The organism is Microbacterium sp. Bi98 (genome assembly GCF_918698045.1).
GTDB lineage: Bacteria > Actinomycetota > Actinomycetes > Actinomycetales > Microbacteriaceae > Microbacterium.
The window spans coordinates 57,865-74,695 of record NZ_CAKKLK010000011.1; the positions used below are offsets into that span (position 1 = coordinate 57,865).

Annotated in this window: 17 protein-coding genes; 5 read left to right on the plus strand and 12 right to left on the minus strand. The window is 68.0% G+C overall.

The window, feature by feature from the left end:
• Positions 1-17 precede the first annotated feature (17 nt).
• Positions 18-914, minus strand: coding sequence for an SIS domain-containing protein (locus LQZ85_RS14730; RefSeq protein ID WP_053098349.1), 897 nt, complete (start codon positions 912-914; stop codon positions 18-20).
• Positions 915-1,202: 288 nt separating this feature from the next.
• Here LQZ85_RS14730 and LQZ85_RS14735 point away from each other — a divergent pair, with 288 nt between their 5' ends.
• From LQZ85_RS14735 to LQZ85_RS14745, 3 genes are read left to right on the plus strand one after another with little or no spacing between them, the layout of a single operon-like run.
• A complete protein-coding gene (locus LQZ85_RS14735; RefSeq protein ID WP_230101095.1) occupies positions 1,203-2,447 on the plus strand; it encodes an extracellular solute-binding protein in 1,245 nt (414 codons plus the stop codon).
• Between the two features lie 30 nt (positions 2,448-2,477).
• A complete protein-coding gene (locus LQZ85_RS14740) occupies positions 2,478-3,452 on the plus strand; it encodes a sugar ABC transporter permease (RefSeq protein WP_053098347.1) in 975 nt (324 codons plus the stop codon).
• A gap of 2 nt (positions 3,453-3,454) precedes the next feature.
• Positions 3,455-4,375 carry a carbohydrate ABC transporter permease gene (locus LQZ85_RS14745; protein WP_171821966.1) on the plus strand — a complete coding sequence of 307 codons (921 nt, stop codon included), beginning with the start codon at positions 3,455-3,457 and terminating at the stop codon, positions 4,373-4,375.
• A 96-nt stretch (positions 4,376-4,471) separates the two neighbouring features.
• Here the strand turns inward: LQZ85_RS14745 and LQZ85_RS14750 are convergent, their stop codons facing one another.
• On the minus strand, positions 4,472-5,206 hold the full coding sequence (locus LQZ85_RS14750) for an SDR family NAD(P)-dependent oxidoreductase (protein ID WP_053098346.1): 735 nt from the start codon (positions 5,204-5,206) through the stop codon (positions 4,472-4,474).
• 112 nt (positions 5,207-5,318) lie between these two features.
• On the opposite strand from LQZ85_RS14750, the gene LQZ85_RS14755 reads away from it, so the two are divergent.
• The gene (locus tag LQZ85_RS14755; RefSeq protein ID WP_053098345.1) at positions 5,319-5,795 is read left to right on the plus strand and encodes a hypothetical protein; all 477 of its coding nucleotides are present in this window, start codon (positions 5,319-5,321) and stop codon (positions 5,793-5,795) included.
• A 43-nt stretch (positions 5,796-5,838) separates the two neighbouring features.
• Here the strand turns inward: LQZ85_RS14755 and LQZ85_RS14760 are convergent, their stop codons facing one another.
• Both LQZ85_RS14760 and LQZ85_RS14765 read right to left on the minus strand, forming a co-directional pair.
• Entirely contained in the window at positions 5,839-7,005 is a 1,167-nt protein-coding gene (locus tag LQZ85_RS14760; protein WP_230101096.1) for an ROK family protein, read from the minus strand.
• Between the two features lie 138 nt (positions 7,006-7,143).
• Positions 7,144-7,443, minus strand: a complete 300-nt coding sequence (locus tag LQZ85_RS14765) for a chorismate mutase (protein ID WP_053098343.1) — start codon at positions 7,441-7,443, stop codon at positions 7,144-7,146.
• Positions 7,444-7,538: 95 nt separating this feature from the next.
• Here LQZ85_RS14765 and LQZ85_RS14770 point away from each other — a divergent pair, with 95 nt between their 5' ends.
• The gene (locus LQZ85_RS14770; protein ID WP_230101097.1) at positions 7,539-8,816 is read left to right on the plus strand and encodes an AI-2E family transporter; all 1,278 of its coding nucleotides are present in this window, start codon (positions 7,539-7,541) and stop codon (positions 8,814-8,816) included.
• 67 nt (positions 8,817-8,883) lie between these two features.
• On the opposite strand, the gene LQZ85_RS14775 is transcribed toward LQZ85_RS14770, so the two are convergent.
• From LQZ85_RS14775 to LQZ85_RS14810, 8 genes are all read right to left on the minus strand, one after another.
• Entirely contained in the window at positions 8,884-9,807 is a 924-nt protein-coding gene (locus tag LQZ85_RS14775) for an ABC transporter substrate-binding protein (protein WP_056275893.1), read from the minus strand.
• A gap of 82 nt (positions 9,808-9,889) precedes the next feature.
• Positions 9,890-10,618, minus strand: coding sequence for an ABC transporter permease (locus LQZ85_RS14780; protein ID WP_053099329.1), 729 nt, complete (start codon positions 10,616-10,618; stop codon positions 9,890-9,892).
• Entirely contained in the window at positions 10,615-11,295 is a 681-nt protein-coding gene (locus tag LQZ85_RS14785) for an ABC transporter permease subunit (protein ID WP_230101098.1), read from the minus strand. The genes LQZ85_RS14780 and LQZ85_RS14785 overlap by 4 nt, the downstream gene beginning before the upstream one ends.
• A complete protein-coding gene (locus tag LQZ85_RS14790; protein ID WP_053098339.1) occupies positions 11,292-12,179 on the minus strand; it encodes an ATP-binding cassette domain-containing protein in 888 nt (295 codons plus the stop codon). The genes LQZ85_RS14785 and LQZ85_RS14790 overlap by 4 nt, the downstream gene beginning before the upstream one ends.
• Positions 12,180-12,247: 68 nt before the next feature.
• Positions 12,248-12,550, minus strand: a complete 303-nt coding sequence (locus LQZ85_RS14795) for a DUF427 domain-containing protein (protein WP_056275888.1) — start codon at positions 12,548-12,550, stop codon at positions 12,248-12,250.
• 199 nt (positions 12,551-12,749) lie between these two features.
• The gene (locus LQZ85_RS14800; RefSeq protein WP_230101099.1) at positions 12,750-14,183 is read right to left on the minus strand and encodes an NAD(P)/FAD-dependent oxidoreductase; all 1,434 of its coding nucleotides are present in this window, start codon (positions 14,181-14,183) and stop codon (positions 12,750-12,752) included.
• A gap of 243 nt (positions 14,184-14,426) precedes the next feature.
• Positions 14,427-15,536 (minus strand): beta-propeller fold lactonase family protein, encoded by a 1,110-nt coding sequence (locus tag LQZ85_RS14805; protein WP_230101100.1) that lies wholly within the window; start codon positions 15,534-15,536, stop codon positions 14,427-14,429.
• A 7-nt stretch (positions 15,537-15,543) separates the two neighbouring features.
• Positions 15,544-16,830, minus strand: coding sequence for an adenylosuccinate synthase (locus LQZ85_RS14810; protein WP_056275880.1), 1,287 nt, complete (start codon positions 16,828-16,830; stop codon positions 15,544-15,546).
• Position 16,831: the final 1 nt, after the last annotated feature.

A 16,831-nucleotide genomic window follows, 5' to 3' on the forward strand; every position in this document is an offset into this window, starting at 1 on the left:
TCCGCTGATGGGTCGGGTCATGCATCCAGGATGACGGATCGCGTGAGGTTGCGCGGCTGGTCGGGGTCGAGCCCGCGGGCGACGGCCCTGTCGAGGGCGACGCGGTGCAGGCGCACGAGGTCGGCGAGCGGGTCGACCGGATGCTGCACGAAGCGGGCTCCGGTGGCCTCGACCTGCGCGGCCAGGCCTTCGGGCGCCTCTCCGAACTGCCAGGTGACGCGGCCGGGGGCGGCGATCGCGATCGGACCGTGGCGGTACTCCATCGACGGGTACGACTCGGTCCACGACTGCGACGACTCGCGCATCTTCAGCGCGGCCTCGTGCGCGAGGCCGACCGTCCACCCACGGCCGAGGAACGAGTACTGCTCGGCGTCGCGGAGCTCGTCGTCGTAGTCCGCCGTGAGCACGGCGGCCGCATCCGCGATCGCCGCGGTGAGGTCCTCACCCAGCGAGGCACGGAAGAGTGCCAGGGCCGTGGTCGCGAAGCGGGTCTGCACCACCGACTTCTCATCGGCGAAGGGCAGCAGCACGGCGTCGTCGACGAGCGAGACGAGCGGCGATGTCTCGTCGCCGATCACGCCGATCGTGGGAACGCGGCCCTTGATGCGCTCGACCAGCTCGAGCACCTCGGTCGTCGTGCCCGAACGCGTCAGTGCGACGACCGCGTCGTAGCCGCGGTCGACGAACGACTCGGATGCGGCGAACGCATCGGTCTCGCCCTGGCCCGCGGTCTCGCGGAGGAACGCGTAGGACTGCGCCATGAACCACGAGGTTCCGCAGCCGACGACGGCGATGCGGGCTCCGGATGCCGGGAGCAGCGCCTGCGCGTCGCGGAGATCCGCCGCGCGGGCCCAGGTCTCAGGCTGCGAATTCAGTTCTTCGCGCATGTGTGCGCCGGGCAGAAGTTCGGTCATGTCGGGCCCTCCGGACCAGATGTTGCAAGTTTGTGATTGTTTAGCGGCTTATTCGATCATAGTATGTCGACATTAGGAATCGTTGCAAGGTTCCTCTTGATTTGTTTATTCTCCTGACAAATAATCGAACAAGTTCCACCGCCCCTCCGGAGATCCGGTCCATGGAGGGTTCCTCGAGCCGACCCGGCTTGAACCGATCGTCCCGCCACCGGGGGAGGCGATCACACGCATCGTCGCGTGCTGTGCTTGCGACTGTGCACCACCTACACAGTGAGGAATGCAATACACATGAAGAAGTCACTGCGATTCGGTGCTGTCGCTCTTGCGGCCACCGCCACGCTCACGCTCGCTTCGTGCGGGTTCGGCGGCTCGACAGGAGGCGGCGGAGACGCCGAGGGCGAGACGACGCTCAACCTTCTGGTCCCCAGCTACTCCGACGCCACCAAGGGCCTGTGGGAAGACGTGATCGAGGGTTTCGAGAAGGAGAACCCTGACATCACGGTCGACCTCGAGGTGCAGTCATGGGACAACCTCGAGAAGGTCGTCTCCACCAAGATCCAGGCCGGCGAGGCTCCCGACATCTACAACGGCGGTCCGTTCGCCGGATTCGTCGGCGACGAACTGCTCTACCCGGTCGAAGACGTCGTCTCGGAGGAGACCTACTCCGACTTCCAGGACGCGTTCCTCGCGAACGCCGAGGTCGACGGCACGGCCTACGCCCTGCCGCTGATCGCATCGGCCCGTGCGCTGTTCGTCAACAACGCGCTGCTCGAGCAGGCCGGCGTCGAGGCTCCGACGACCTGGGACGAGCTGCTCGGCGCTGCGACCAAGGTGTCGGCACTCGGTGGCGGCGTGGCCGGCTACGGCATGCCCCTCGGCTCCGAAGAGGCTCAGGCCGAAGCGGCCGTGTGGCTGTGGGGCGGCGGCGGATCGTTCGGCGACGCGTCCGAGATCACGATCGACACCCCCGAGAACCTCGAAGGTGCCGAGCAGATCAAGAAGATGATCGACGCCGGTGCGACGCAGGCCGACCCCGGCTCGACGCAGCGCTCGCCCCTGATGGACATCTTCATCCAGGGCAAGATCGGCATGCAGGTCGGCCTGCCGCCGACGGTCGGCCAGATCGAAGAGGGCAACCCCGAGCTCGACTACTCGATCGTCCCGATCCCGACGAAGGACGGCTCGCCCTTCACCCTCGGCGTCATGGACCAGCTGATGGCCTTCCAGAACGACGGCGACAAGCAGGAGGCGATCACCGCCTTCTTCGACTACTACTACTCGGCAGACGTGTACGTGCCGTGGGTGCAGGCAGAGGGCTTCCTGCCCGTCACCAAGTCCGGTGCCGAGCAGCTCGCCGGTGAGGAGGCGCTCGCGCCGTTCCTCGAGGTCCTGCCCGACGCGCAGTTCTACCCGTCGACGAACGAGAAGTGGTCGGCCACCGACGGCGCCTTCAAGTCGCTGTTCGGCCAGCTGCAGTCGAAGCCGGCCCAGGACGTCCTGGCCGAGATCCAGGCACAGGTCGACGCGGGCTGAGCCCCGCAGACGGAGAGGTTCGGGTATCCCATGAGCCAGACGAAAGAATCCTCGAACCTCGCGGGGGCGGCCACCGGCCGCCCCCGCACCCCGGGCCGCCGATCGGGCGCCGCCCGCGGCAAGCCGGGAGGGAAGGACCTGCTCCAGGCGCTGCCCTGGATCGCGCCCGCCCTGCTCCTCATCATCGGCGTGGTCCTGTTCCCCGCCGGGGTGATGTTCTTCAACTCCACCCGTGACATCTCGCTCTCGGGCCTCGACAAGGGCTCGGTCGGCTTCGACAACTTCGTGACCGTGTTCACGTTCGCCGAGTTCTGGCCGATCATGTTCCGCACGATCATCTGGGTCGTCGCGGTGGTGACCTTCACCGTGATGATCTCGCTCGGGCTCGCGCAGATCCTCAACAAGGCCTTCCCCGGTCGCCAGATCGTCCGCATGGCCGTGATCGTGCCGTGGGCGGCATCCGTCGTGATGACGACGATGGTCTTCTACTACAGCCTCGAGCCGTACTTCGGCGTCTTCAACAAGTTCCTCTACGACATCGGGCTCGCAGACGACGCGGTCGGCTACGGCTGGACCAAGAACCCGGCCACCGCCTTCGCCTGGTCGATCGTGATCGCGATCTTCGTCTCGCTGCCGTTCACGACCTACACGATCCTCGCGGGCCTCCAGACGGTTCCGGCCGACACCCTCGAAGCCGCGAAGATGGACGGCGCCGGCGCGACCCGCACCTACTGGACGGTCGTCGTTCCCCAGCTGCGCAGCGCCCTGGCCGTCGCGATCCTCATCAACATCATCAACGTCTTCAACTCGCTGCCGATCCTCAAGGTGATGACCGGGTCGATCCCCGGATACGGCGCCGACACGATCATGACGATGATCTTCAAGTACATCGAGCTGCAGAAGAAGGTCGACGTCGCGAGCGCACTGTCGGTCGTCGCCTTCCTCATCGTGATCGTGATCGTCGCGATCTACGTCAAGGCCGTCAAGCCCATGAAGGAGGTCTGATCATGACCCTGACCGAGACCGCCCTCGTCACCACCGCGGGCGATGACGCCGCCCCTCGCATCCCCGGACGCAAGCGCCGCTACACCGAGGACCAGGTCACGCTGCCCCGCGTCATCCTGCGCATGGCCGCCGGCATCCTGGTGCTCGCGATCTTCGTGCTGCCGTACCTGATCATGTTCTTCGGCTCCGTGAAGACGAAGTCGCAGATCCGCTCGGTCGACCCGACGTACCTGCCGATCGAGTGGCACTGGGAGAACTACATCTCGATGTGGTCGACCCCCGAGACGCCGCTGCCCTACAACCTCATCTCGACGATCATCATCGCCGTGTTCGCGACGCTGCTCGTGCTGCTGGTCTCGCTGCCCGCGGCCTACTACACCGCCCGCTTCAAGTTCCCCGGGCGCATGGTCTTCCTGTTCCTGGTGATCGTGACGCAGATGCTGCAGCCGGCCGTGCTCACCTCTGGCCTGTTCCGCCAGTTCACGGTGCTCGGACTCAGCGACACGTGGGCGGCGATGATCTTCATCAACGCCGCGTTCAACCTGTCGTTCGCGGTGTGGATCATGCACTCGTTCTTCGCGGGCATCCCGAAGGAGATCGACGAGGCCGCCCAGATCGACGGCGCGGGGCGCTTCACCGTGCTGTTCAAGATCAACCTGCCGCTCGTCTGGCCGGGCATCGTGACGGCCATCGTCTTCACGTTCGTCGCCTGCTGGAACGAGTTCGCCGCATCGCTCGTCATCCTCTCGACCGACAAGAACCAGCCGCTCTCGGTCGCATTGACCAAGTTCGTCGGTCAGTACGAGACGAGCTGGCAGTACGTGTTCGGCGTCTCGATCGTCGCGATCCTGCCCGTCGTCATCCTGTTCATGCTCATCGAGAAGCGCCTCGTCGGCGGCCTGACCGCCGGCAGCGTCAAGTAGACCTCGGGCCCGTCGCGGGGCGTCCGGTTCGCAGTTCGTGCCGCCGGGCGCACCCGCGAGCGGCACGAACTGCGACGGGAACCTCGACTCTGACGCCTACCGCGCAGGCAGCTCGACCCCGGTCGCGTCAGCGAGGGCCGCGAGGAGCCGCTCCTGGAAGGATGTGTCGTCGACGGCCGGGTGGGGTGTGCGCCGCTCGCCGTGGTGCCAGTATCCGCCGGTGACGTCGAGACGCGGCTCGGTCGCGAGGCGCTCCTGCGTCTCATGCCCGAGATCGAAGTCGTCGGGGGCGCCAGCACCGCCCATCTTCGTCGGCACCCATCCAGGATCGACCGAGTCGGCCGCGACGCGAGGCGCCCACCGTCGGGCGACCGCCGCCGACAGAGCCGTGACGAACAGCTTGCTGTCGGAGTAGCTGGCCGTCGTCCGCGAGCCGTCCCAGTCGAGCTCCGTGAGATCGGTCGAGCCGCCGCGATGCATCCCGCTGCTGAGGTAGACGTGACGTGTGGGCGTGCGCAGCAGCGCGGTGAGCAGGTAGGGACTGACCACGTTGACGGGCAGGATGCCGGACCCCGAGATGACACCGGCGTTGTGGATGACCGCGTCGACCTCCGCTCCCCCGTTCAGCTCGTCGGCGACATCCCTGACGGCGCGGCGATCCGTGAGGTCGGCGATGACGAGATCGGCACCGCGATCCGTCAGCGATGAGACGGCGGCTGCTCGATCCGCGCTGCGCGCGTGGACGATCACCCGATGGCCCTGGTCGAGAAGTGCGGCGGCCGTCGCGCGGCCGAGACCGTCCGTGGAGCCCGTGACGAGGATGCGTGTCATGACCCCATCCTCTCGCGATGCTCAGCATCCTCTCCACCGACAGGAACCGACCGCTCCCGGTACTCTGGCACGGTCGACTCCGCCATCCGGCGCGGTGAGACGGGGGGATCACATGACCTGGCAGGATGCGGGGCGCGTCGAGAGGCGGCCGACGGAAGACGCTCACCCCGGGTGGGGGTGGGGCGTGGTGCTGGTGCCCGTGGCCGTCGGACTCGCGGCTCTCGGGCTGTTCTTCATCCGTGAGCTCGACCCCGGGATGGGCACCGTGATCGGCGTCGCGCTCATCGCCTGGGCCGTGTCTCTCGCGATGCCGTTCTTCGTCATCGCCTGGTATGCCGTGCAGGCTGCGTGGAAGGCATCACGCGAAGAGCGCGGGCAGACGTTCGCCGCACCGTCGCACGCGCTGCGGCGCATCGGGTTCGGCATGCGCTGGAGCTTCCGCGCACGCGGCACGCTCTTCAATCCCGCGTCGTACGACGGACCCGACCTGCCGATGCTCGTCGTGGGCAAGGTGGTGCACATCCTCGCGATCGTCGTCCTGGTGATCGCCGGGCTCGTCGCCGCTCTCGTCGGGATCGCCTCGCGCTGAGCGGGATCCCGCACCCTCCGATGCGTCGTTGCCGATCCGCGAATCAGGATGCCGGAACGGATGCCGCGCGCAGCTGCGCGGGACTCCAGCGGACCCCGAGCGCGCTCGACAGCGCCACCTGTGCGACCCCCGTCGAGATCGACGCGTCGGCATCCGCGAAACGCACCGGAACGTTCGCGGTGCCCGTCGCCGTGTAGTCGATCTCCGCCTGCACGAGGCCGAGGAACGGGTCTCCGAGCGCGCGCGCCGGCCCCCCGATCACGACCTCTGCCGCGTCGAGCACTGCGGCGATGAGCTTGATGGTGCGCGCGAGTGCGCGTGCGCCCTCAGCCAGCTTCTCCTCATCGGCAGACGCGGCCAGCGCGGTGATCGCCTCGTCATCCATGGCGTCATCGAAGTCGTCGCCCAGCATCGCCGTCATCGACGACGCCGATTCCAGGCATCCCTGGCGTCCGCAGCGACACGCGCGCGCATCCTCGCCGAACTGCACCTGGACGTGACCGATCTCGCCCGCGCGGTCTCGTGGGCCCGGTGCGAGTTCGCCGTCGAGAGTCACCGCCGCACCGATCCCGGTGCCGATGTGGATGAACAGCCGGTATCCGGACGACTCATCCTCTCGGGCCGCTTCGGCGATCGCCTCGGCATCGACGTCGTTCACGAGAAGGACGGGAACCGAGAGCAGGCGCTCGAAACGCTCGGCGAGGGGCACGTCGGTCCATCCGAGCTGCACGCTCTCGAACACGCGGCGGCCGTCTGTCGTTCCGGGAAGCTGCACGCCCGCGACGAGCAGCCGTCCGGCGTATTCGGCGGCGATCTCCGTCAGCGCAGCGTCGAGCATTCGCACCCGTGATTCATCGGAGAACGCGACTCGCCGCGTCTCGACCTCGGTGCCGTCGAGCGCGACCAGAGCGATGCGCGCATCGGTCGGTCGGATCACGAGCACCAGGATGACGTGATGCTCGGCCTCGATGCTCAGCGTGGTCGCGCGTTTGCCGCCCGTGCTGGCGGCCTGCTCGCCGTCGACGACCAGCCGCAGCTCGATGAGCTCGGCGACCAGCGACGAGGCCGTCGCCGCAGTCAGGCCGGTGGCTCGGGCGATCCCCGCCCGGGTCTCGGAGCCCGGGTTGCGGAAGACCAGCTGCAGCGCCCGGCGCAGGTTCGCGCGGCGGACCGAGGCCTGGGTGTCGAGTGCGTCATCGCCGTTCAGCATGGTGCCGGTCCCGGTGCAGGAATCAGTTGACAGACCTGGTGGTTCTGCGTACCCTCGGTCATAGTTTATTCAATAAACTTAGTTCGGTCCCCGGGCGAGTGAGTGCTGCACACACTGTCACTCGCTCGGAAGGCCGGATCATCGTCCTTCGGCGGCTTCGGTGTGATGGCGGATCACTTCGGCCACGACGAAGTTGAACCACTTCTCGGCGAACTCCGGATCGAGATGCGCCTGCTCGGCGAGTGCCTTGAGCCGCGCGACCTGCTGCTCCTCGCGACCCGGATCGGATGCCGGCATCTCGTGCTCGGCTTTGAGCTGACCGACCTGCTGCGTGGCGCGGAAGCGCTCGGCGAGCATGAAGATGAGTGCGGCGTCGATATTGTCGATGCTCGAACGCAGTCGGAGGAGTTCAGCTCGGGGGTCTTCGGCGGCGGTCATGCCCCCTACTCTACGGAAACACGCGGCAGAACGACCCCACCCTGAAGGGGGGATGCCTCCCGGATGGACCCGCGCTCGGCCGCTATCGTGAGCACATGAGCCGAGAAGAGCAGGACCCGTCGAAGAGCGCGTCTGCTGCCGCATCCGAACCTCCCTCGGCACCCGACGTCGCAGCGTCGATCACCGAAGCATCCGCCGACACCCCGGGGTCCGCGAGCTCCCCCGCAGGAGACACCGCCGTTCCGGCGATCTCCCCCCACACCCCGAAGACGTCGCCGGCAGTTCATCACGGGGTCGTCGAGCCGATGACTCCGAGCCGCTCGTTCTGGACGCGCATCGACCGGCCTTTCGTGTTCGGATTCCTGGTGACGATCGGCGGCCTCGCCGCCATCGTGCTCGGTCTGGCCGTCGCGAACCTGTCGACCGTGCTCATCTACATCGCCCTGGCACTGTTCGCCGCCCTGGGCCTCGACCCCACCGTGCGCTTCCTCGAGCGGCGCGGGCTGTCTCGCGCCATCTCGGTGGTCGTCGCGATCCTCGGGCTCGTGATCGTGGCAGGTCTCGTCGTGTGGATGGTGCTGCCGGTCGTGATCGACCAGGTCGCGAGCTTCGTGCGGTCGGTGCCGGGGATGATCCAGGAGTTCACCCGCAGCGACATCTACGCGACGCTCGACGCCCAGTTCGGCGACCAGTTCCAGGACCTCGTCGCCGATGTGCAGAGGTTCCTCACCGACCCGGGAAACATCGCCGCGATCGGCGGAGGAGCGCTGCAGGTCGGCGCCTCGATCGCCAACGCCATCTCGGGCATCATCGTGGTGCTCGTGCTCACGCTCTACTTCGTCGCGACGCTGCCGTCGATCAAGTCGGGGATGCTCCGCCTCGCTCCCGCACGTGACCGCGCGCGCGCAAGCGACATCACCGAGCAGATCACCGATTCCGTGGGCGCCTACGTGATGGGAATGGTCGTGCTCGCGTTCTGCAACGCCGTGCTCACGTTCCTGCTGTACGTGTTCCTCGGGCTGCCGTTCCCACCGCTGATGGCGACGGTCGCCTTCTGCATCACCCTGATCCCGCTCGTGGGCTCTGTGATCTTCTGGATCATCGGCACCGGCATCGCGCTGTTCAGCGACCCGATCGCGGCACTCGTCTTCGCTCTCATCTACGTCGTGTACATGCAGATCGAGGCCTACGTCATCACCCCTCGCGTCATGAACAAGGCCGTCGCCGTTCCGGGTGCCCTCGTCGTGATCGGCGCCCTCGCCGGCGGCACGCTGCTCGGCCTGCTCGGCGCTCTCGTGGCGGTGCCGGTCGCGGCATCCATCCTCATCGTGATCAAACAGGTGCTGATACCCCGGCAGGACGCCAGGGTCTAGGCAGTCCCTGGACGCAGAAGTGCCCGGCCCCCTGAAGGGCCGGGCACTTCTGTGAGGACGACTCGGATCAGACGAGGTCGTTGTCAGCGAGCCACTTCTTCGCGATGTCCGCGGAGGACTGCTCCTCGACCGTGCTGAGCACGTTGAGGGCGACGAGCTCCTCGCCGGTCAGCTTGGCGCTGATGGCGTTGAGGACATCGGAGACGTCGTCGGCGATGTCGCTCGAGACGATCGGCACGACGTTCGACGAGATGATCAGGTTCTCGGGGTCTTCGAGAGCGACGATCTCCTCGGTCTCGAAAGCCGGGTCGGCGGTGTAGATGTCGGCGACCTGGATCTGCCCGGCGAGCAGCGACTCGAGCGTGGTCGGGCCGGTGGCCGAGAACGTCAGGTCGACGCCGTAGACCTCTTTGGCCTTGGCCGGGCTGTACGGACGCTGCTCGAACTCCGGAGCCGCACCGATCGTGACCTCGGAGGTCACCTTCGAGAGGTCGCCGATCGTCTTCAGGTCGTTCTCCTCGGCGAAGCTCTTCAGCACCGTGTAGGAGTCCTGATCGGTCGCCTCGGCGAAGTCGAGAGCGGTCAGGCTCTCGGGAAGGGCCTCCTGCAGCGCCGCGTAGACGTCGTCAGGGCTCGTGACGTCGACCTCGTCATCCGAGATGTACTCCAGCAGGCTGCCCGTGTACTCGGGGAAGACGTCGATGTCGCCCGACTCGACATCCGGCATGTACGCGTCACGCTGGCCGATGCTGAGCTGCTTCTCGACGTCGAAGCCGGCGGCCTCGAGCGCCTGGGCGTAGATCTCGGCGATGATCTCGTTGGAGTAGTACGCCTGCGAGCCGACGACGATCGTGTCGCCGCTGCCCGAGCTCTCACCGGAGTCGGACGGCTCGTCGAGCGGATTGCTCGACGAGCAGGCGGACAGGGCGAGTGCAGCCGCGGCGACAAGACCGACGGCGAAGACAGAGCGCTTGCCTCGTGCTGTGAACATGGACTTCCTCTTTTCTGGAACTGCTGTGGGGGACTGCTGCTGTGTGGAACTGCGCGGTAGGGACGGAGGAGCCGGTGCGCGATCAGGCCGTGGCCGGAGCCGCGGCGGGAGCGAGGTCGCGCGACCGGCGACGGGTGGGACGGCCGGCACGGAGCCCCGCCGGCACCGCGGCGTGCTGGGCTGCGGCGAGGATCAGGTCGACGAGCAGCGCCAGCGTGGCCACGAGGATCGCCCCGGCCAGGACCTGATCGAACTTCTGCAGGGGAATGCCCTGGATGATCGGCCAGCCGAGGCCGCCGAGATTCACGTAGGCGGCGATCGTGACGGTCGCGATGACCTGAAGGAGGGCTGAGCGGAGGCCGCCGACGAGCAGAGGCAGTCCGAGCGGCACCTCGACCTTCCAGAAGATCTGCCAGCCGGTCATGCCCATCGCCTTGGCCGAATCGATCACGCGGCGATCGATCGCCTCGAGCCCCGTATACGCGCCGGCGAGCAGCGAGGGGATCGCGAGCAGAACGAAGGTGATGATGGCCGCCTGCGGCACACGCAGCACGCCGAGCAGGAGGACGAGCAGGATCATCAGGCCGAACGCGGGAATCGCTCGCGCCGCGCCGGAGATCGCGACCGCGACCTCGCGCCCCTTGCCCGTGTGGCCGATCAGCCAGCCGATCGGCACCGCGATCACCGCGGCGATCAGCACCGAGATCACCGTCAGGGCGAGATGCTCGGCCAGCAGCTTGGGCAGCGCGTAGTTTCCCGTCCACTGCTCGGGAGCGAGCATCCAGGCGAAGGCCTCGGCGAAGAGATTCATGCCGGGGCTCCCAGCGCGATCGGCCGAGGCGCGACCTTCTTCGAGGCGGCGCGCGTCCACGGCATCAGCGCGCGACCGATCAGCAGCAGGATCAGATCGATCACGAGGGCGATGATGACCACGGCGACGACGCCCGCGAACACCTCGGCGATGATGCGCCGGTCGAGGCCGTTCGTGAACAGGTAGCCGAGGTTGGTCACGCCGATCAGGATGCCGACCGTGGCGAGCGAGATGGTGCTGACGGCCGTCACGCGGAGTCCGGCGAGGATCACCGGACCGGCGAGCGGGAACTCCACCGCCCAGAATCTGCGGAAGGCGGCGAAGCCCGTCGCCGTCGCCGCCTGGCGCACATCGTCATCGACCGAATCGAGACCGTCGGAGACCGCGCGCACCAGGATCGCGATCGCATAGATCGTGAGCGCGATGACGAGATTCGACTCGCTCCGGGCCGAATACCCGGCGACCGAGGGCAGCAGGATGAGCAGCGCGAGCGACGGGATCGTGTAGAGCAGACCGGTGAGCACGATGATCGGGCCGCGCACCAGGCGGAAACGCCACGCGACCCAGCCGAGCGGGAGCGACAGCACGAAACCGAGCACGATCGGGATGATGCTCTGACGCAGATGCACCAGAGTCAGATCGAGGATCAACCCGAGGTTGTCGGTGACCCAGTTCACGCGCCCTCGCCCTGCACAGCGCCGAGAGCGGCGGCATCCGGCCCCGCCAGGGGACCGTCGGACGTCTCGGCCGCCGCGACGATCGCGCCCTGCGTGCGCCCCTCGGAGTCGACCACGACGGTGCCGTGCGGGGTCTCTTTGAGGTGCAGGGCCCGACGCCCACGGTCGGCTCCGATGAACGAGGCGACGAAGTCGTCTGCCGGGTTCTCGATGATCTCGCTCGGGCTGCCCACCTGCACGATGCGCGCGCCCTTGTCGAGGATCACGACCTGATCGCCGAGCAGGAAGGCTTCGTCGATGTCGTGGGTGACGAACACGACGGTCTTGTCGAGTTCGTGCTGCAACCGCAGCGTCTCCTGCTGCAGGTCGGCGCGCACGATCGGGTCGACGGCGCCGAAGGGCTCGTCCATCAGCAGGATGTTCGGATCCGCCGCAAGACCACGGGCCACGCCCACGCGCTGCTGCTGACCGCCCGAGAGCTGACTGGGATACCGGTCGGCGAGTGACTGGTCGAGTCCGACCGTCTTGAGCAGCTCACGCGCGCGCTCGTGCGCCGGCCCCTTCTTCACGCCGGTCAGACGCAGCACGGTGGCGACGTTGTCGATCACCGTGAAGTGCGGCATCAGGCCGGAGTTCTGCATGACGTAGCCGATGCGGCGGCGCAGGGCGACGGGGTCGCCGCCGAGCACGCTCTCGCCGTCGATCTCGACCTCGCCCGAGGTCGGCTCGACCATGCGATTGATCATGCGCAGCAGAGTCGTCTTGCCGCATCCTGAGGATCCGACGAACACCGTCGTCTTGCGGGACGGCAGCACCAGGCTGAAGTCCTTCACGGCGGTCGTGCCATCGGGGAACTGCTTGGTGACGTTGCGGAACTCGATCACGATTTACTACTCTCCGGTCGATCGATCGACGAGGCGCGCATCAGCACCTCGACTGCGGCATACAGAGGTCATGCAGAGACCTCGACCCGCGGGTCGAAGGCGACGAAGCCCGAGAAGTCCTTGCCCACACGGTCGAAGGCGCTCGGATACGGCGTCGGATACGACCAGGCGTAGTCGGTGTGCAGCTCGCCACCGGCCTGGACGGAGAAGTACTGGGCGGCGCCCTTCCACGGGCAGGTGTACGGAGTGGGGCTCTCGACGAGCACGCCCTCCGTGATGGATGCCGGCGGGAAATACCAGTTTCCCTCGATGCGCGCGAGATCGCTCTCGTCGGCTTCGGCGATGACGGTTCCTGCGAGTACAGCCTTCATGGTCCTGCCTCCTCGGATGTGTGTTCGAGCGTATAAGAGGTGTGCGACATTCGGCCGGGGGTTGTGCCGGAGGTCGTCAATGTGGGAAACAATCCTGCTCCGGGCGCGCCGATCGCGCCAGTCTCTCGTCGGTTGTTCGGAGCGGATGCCGAAACGGATGGGCCGCGCGGCGTCCGTCGTCGGCATCCGTCCGATGCGCTCAGGCCGAGTCCCTCCCATAGGACTCGAGCAGCCGCAGCCAGATCTCGCTGATCGTCGGGTACGCCGGAACGGCGTGCCACAGGCGGGCGATCGGCACCTCGCCGACGATCGCGACCGTGGCTGTCTGCACGAGCTCGGCGACCTCGGGGCCGACGAAGGTCGCTCCGATGATCACGTCGCGCTCCTTGTCGATCACGAGGCGGGCCTGCCCCTCGAAGCCGTCCTCGTAGAGACTCGCGCCGGCGACAGAACCCAGGTCGTAATCCACGACGGCCACGTCGGTTCCGGACTTGCGGGCGTCGGCCTCGGTGTGCCCGACCGAGGCGACCTCGGGGAACGAGAAGGTCACCTGAGGGGCGCCCGCGCTGTCCGCGGTGGCGACGTGACGACCCCAGGCCGCATCGTCGACGTCCTCGCCCTTGGCGCGCGCCGCGATCACGTCGCCCGCTGCTCGCGCCTGATACTTGCCCTGGTGCGTGAGCAGCACACGACCGTTCACATCGCCGACCGCATAGAGCCAGTCGGATCCGGGAACACGCAGCGTGTCGTCGACCGTGATCCAGCGACCGGGCTCGAGACCCGCGACGTCGAGGCCGATGTCGCCGCTGCGAGGAGACCGGCCGGTCGCCACGAGGACTTCGGCAGCCGTGACCGTCGACCCGTCGTCGAGCAGGATCTCGACTCCCTCGTCGCCTCGCGTCACGCTGGTCGTGCCGGTGTCGGTGCGGACGTCGACACCGAGCTCCTTCAGCCCGGCCGCGACGCGCTCGCCGGCGAACGGCTCCATCGAACCCAGCAGACCGCTGCGGGCGATGATCGTCACCGTCGAACCGAGGGCCGCATAAGCCGTGGCCATCTCGACCGCCACGACCCCGCCGCCGATCACGGCCAGCGACTCGGGCAGCTCCTCTGCGCTGGTCGCCTCGCGGCTGGTCCAGGGGGACGAGTCGCGCAGGCCCTCGATGGGCGGGATCACGGCATCCGATCCGGTGCTGATCGCGACGGCGTGGCGGGCCCGGAGCACGCGGGTGCCGCCGTCGGCATCCGTCACCGTCACCTCGCGCTCACCCGTCAGACGACCGTGCCCGCGGGCGAGGTCGATGCCGGCGGAGTCGAGCCACTTCGCCTGCCCGTCATCCGACCAGTTGCTCGTGAACGAGTCGCGGCGGTCGAACACCGCGCGCACGTCGAGCGACCCCGTCACCGCCTCGGCCGAGCCCTTGACCTTCTGCGCGGCTCGCAACGCTTGGGCCGGACGCAGCAGCGCCTTCGACGGCATGCATGCCCAGTACGAGCACTCACCGCCGACCAGCTCGCTCTCGACGATGATCGCGGTCAGTCCGTTCTGCACGGCGCGGTCGGCGACGTTCTCGCCCACCGGCCCGCCGCCCAGCACGATCAGGTCGTAGTCGTCGGTCTTCTCAGCAGTCATGGGGTGCACCTCTCCGTCGCCCAGTCTTGCTCAAGTCCAACGTCGAGTCACGGGGTGGTTGTTCCGCGACGCGCCGTCGGGCGCGTTGCCGGCCTGCTCCACAACTCCGGAAGGCCGGCGAACAGCGACGCGCACCGGCCGTGCAGCCCCGCATCGGGCCGTTCGTCCGGAGTTATGGCGCCGCCCCGGTTCACAGCCTGAGTGCGAACGCCAGGTCAAGCTCCCCGAGGCGCGACCCGCGCGTCAGCGAACCGGCAGGATGTGCGTCGGCGCCGGGGCCTGCGCGAGGTGGCGGATGCCGAGCGGCGCGCCCGTGCGCTCGTCGAGGTCGATCAGCGCGACGGTGTCGGAGCGCTGCCCCGCGACCAGCAGCTTGCCCTCGTGCACGACGTGATGACGGGGCCAGTCCACGCCCGAGTCGGCGAGGGCGATCGACTCGAGAGCCTCGCCTCCCCCGCGCACGCGGAGCGCGGCGATCGTGTTGCTGCCGCGCAGGGCCGTGTAGAGGAACTGCGCGTCACGGCTGCGGGCGAGTTCGGCGGGGAAGTCCACGCCGATCTCGGCGATCGGGCTCGCGAGCACCGACGACACGACAGCCCACGTGCCGTCGCGCCCGGCACCGAGAGTGAACACCTCGCACGAGTACTCGGTCACCACGTGCAGGTGGCCGCTGGGGTGCACGACCATATGCCGGGGGCCGGTGCCGACGGGCAGCACGACCTCGTGATCGAGCACCAGGCCACCCCCGGTGGGTCGCCAGATCCGCACCAGGTCGAAGCCGAGATCGGTGGTCGCGATGCGACCGTCGGCGAGGAAGGCTGCCGAGTGCGCGTGCGATGCGCGCTCCTCGCCCGACGCGGTGAGCTCGCCGGGATACGGATCGGATGCCGCGGCCGCGACGCCCGCCGGAGGCGCCGCCTCGAGCGGCTCGCCGAGGAGAGCGGCACGCAGCTCGGCTGCCTTGTTCACGGCATCCGGCACCAGGCGGCCCTGCGCGTCGATGCCGATGCGGACGACCCGGCCGTCGCCGTAGGAGCTCGCGACGAGGAACGATCCGCTCGACGAGACCGCCACGTGGCAGACGCCGTCGCCCGCGGCGACCGGCTCACCGAGCGGCTTCAGCGTCGAGTCGCCGCTGCGCGCGAACGCCTGCACTCCGGCATCCCCTTCGAGCGCCGCGTAGACGACGTCGAGCGACGGATGCTGCGCCAACCACGACGGGGAGGGGGTCTGCGTGACCGCTCCCCGATACTCGAGTGCGGTGGGCGCGCTCTCGTCGCCCGCGAGAAGGCCGATGCCGTCGGCCGAGCCGTCCATCGCGGGTCCGTACCCGCCGAGCCAGAACCGGGTCATGTCAGCCTCAGTCGAGCAGGTCGTGACGCACGATGACCTGGTCGCGCTCGGGGCCGACGCCGATGACGGAGATGCGCGTGTTGCTCATGCCCTCGAGCGCGATGACGTAGTCCTGCGCGTTCTTCGGCAGGTCGTCGAACGTGCGTGCCGTCGAGATGTCCTCGCTCCACCCCGGGAAGTACTCGAGGATCGGCGTCGCGTGGTGGAAGTCGGTCTGGTTGACCGGCACCTCGTCGAAGCGCCGACCGTCGACGTCGTATGCGACGCAGACGGGGATCTGCTCGAGTCCGGTGAGGATGTCGAGCTTGGTGAGGACGAGATCGGTGATGCCGTTCACACGCGTCGCGTAGCGGGTGATCGGGGCGTCGTACCAGCCGACCCGGCGCGGACGGCCCGTGGTGGTGCCGAACTCGAAGCCGCGCGACCGCAGCCACTCGCCCTGCTCGTCGAACAGCTCGGTGGGGAACGGACCGGAGCCGACACGGGTCGTGTAGGCCTTCACGATGCCGACGATGCGGTCGAGCGCTCCGGGGCCGACGCCCGATCCGGTGGACGCGCCGCCCGCCGTGGCCGACGACGACGTGACGAACGGGTAGGTGCCGTGGTCGACGTCGAGCATGGTGGCCTGACCGCCCTCGAACACGACCACCTCATCGCGGCGCAGGGCCTCGTCGAGCAGGTATCCCGTGTCGGCGACCATCGGCCGCAGGCGCTCGGCGTACGAGAGCAGGTCTTCGACGACCTCGTCGGCGGTGATCGCGCGACGGTTGAAGATCTTCACCAGCAGGTGGTTCTTCTGATCGAGAGCGCCTTCGACCTTCTGGCGCAGGATGTTCTCGTCGAAGAGGTCCTGCACGCGGATGCCGACGCGGTTGATCTTGTCGGCGTAGGCGGGGCCGATGCCACGGCCGGTCGTGCCGATCATGCGCTTGCCGAGGAAGCGCTCGGTGACCTTGTCGAGAGTGCGGTGGTACTGGGTGATGATGTGCGCGTTGGCGCTCACCTTCAGACGGGAGACGTCGATGCCGCGGCCGCCGAGCGCCTCGAGCTCGCTGAAGAGCACCTCGAGGTCGATCACGACGCCGTTGCCGATCACCGGCGTGACGCCCGGCGACAGGATGCCGGACGGCAGCAGGTGCAGTGCGTACTTCTCATTGCCGACCACGACGGTGTGGCCCGCGTTGTTGCCGCCGTTGAACTTGACGACCCAGTCGGTGCGCTCGCCGAGCAGGTCGGTGGCCTTGCCCTTGCCCTCATCGCCCCACTGGACGCCGACGATAACGATTCCTGGCATG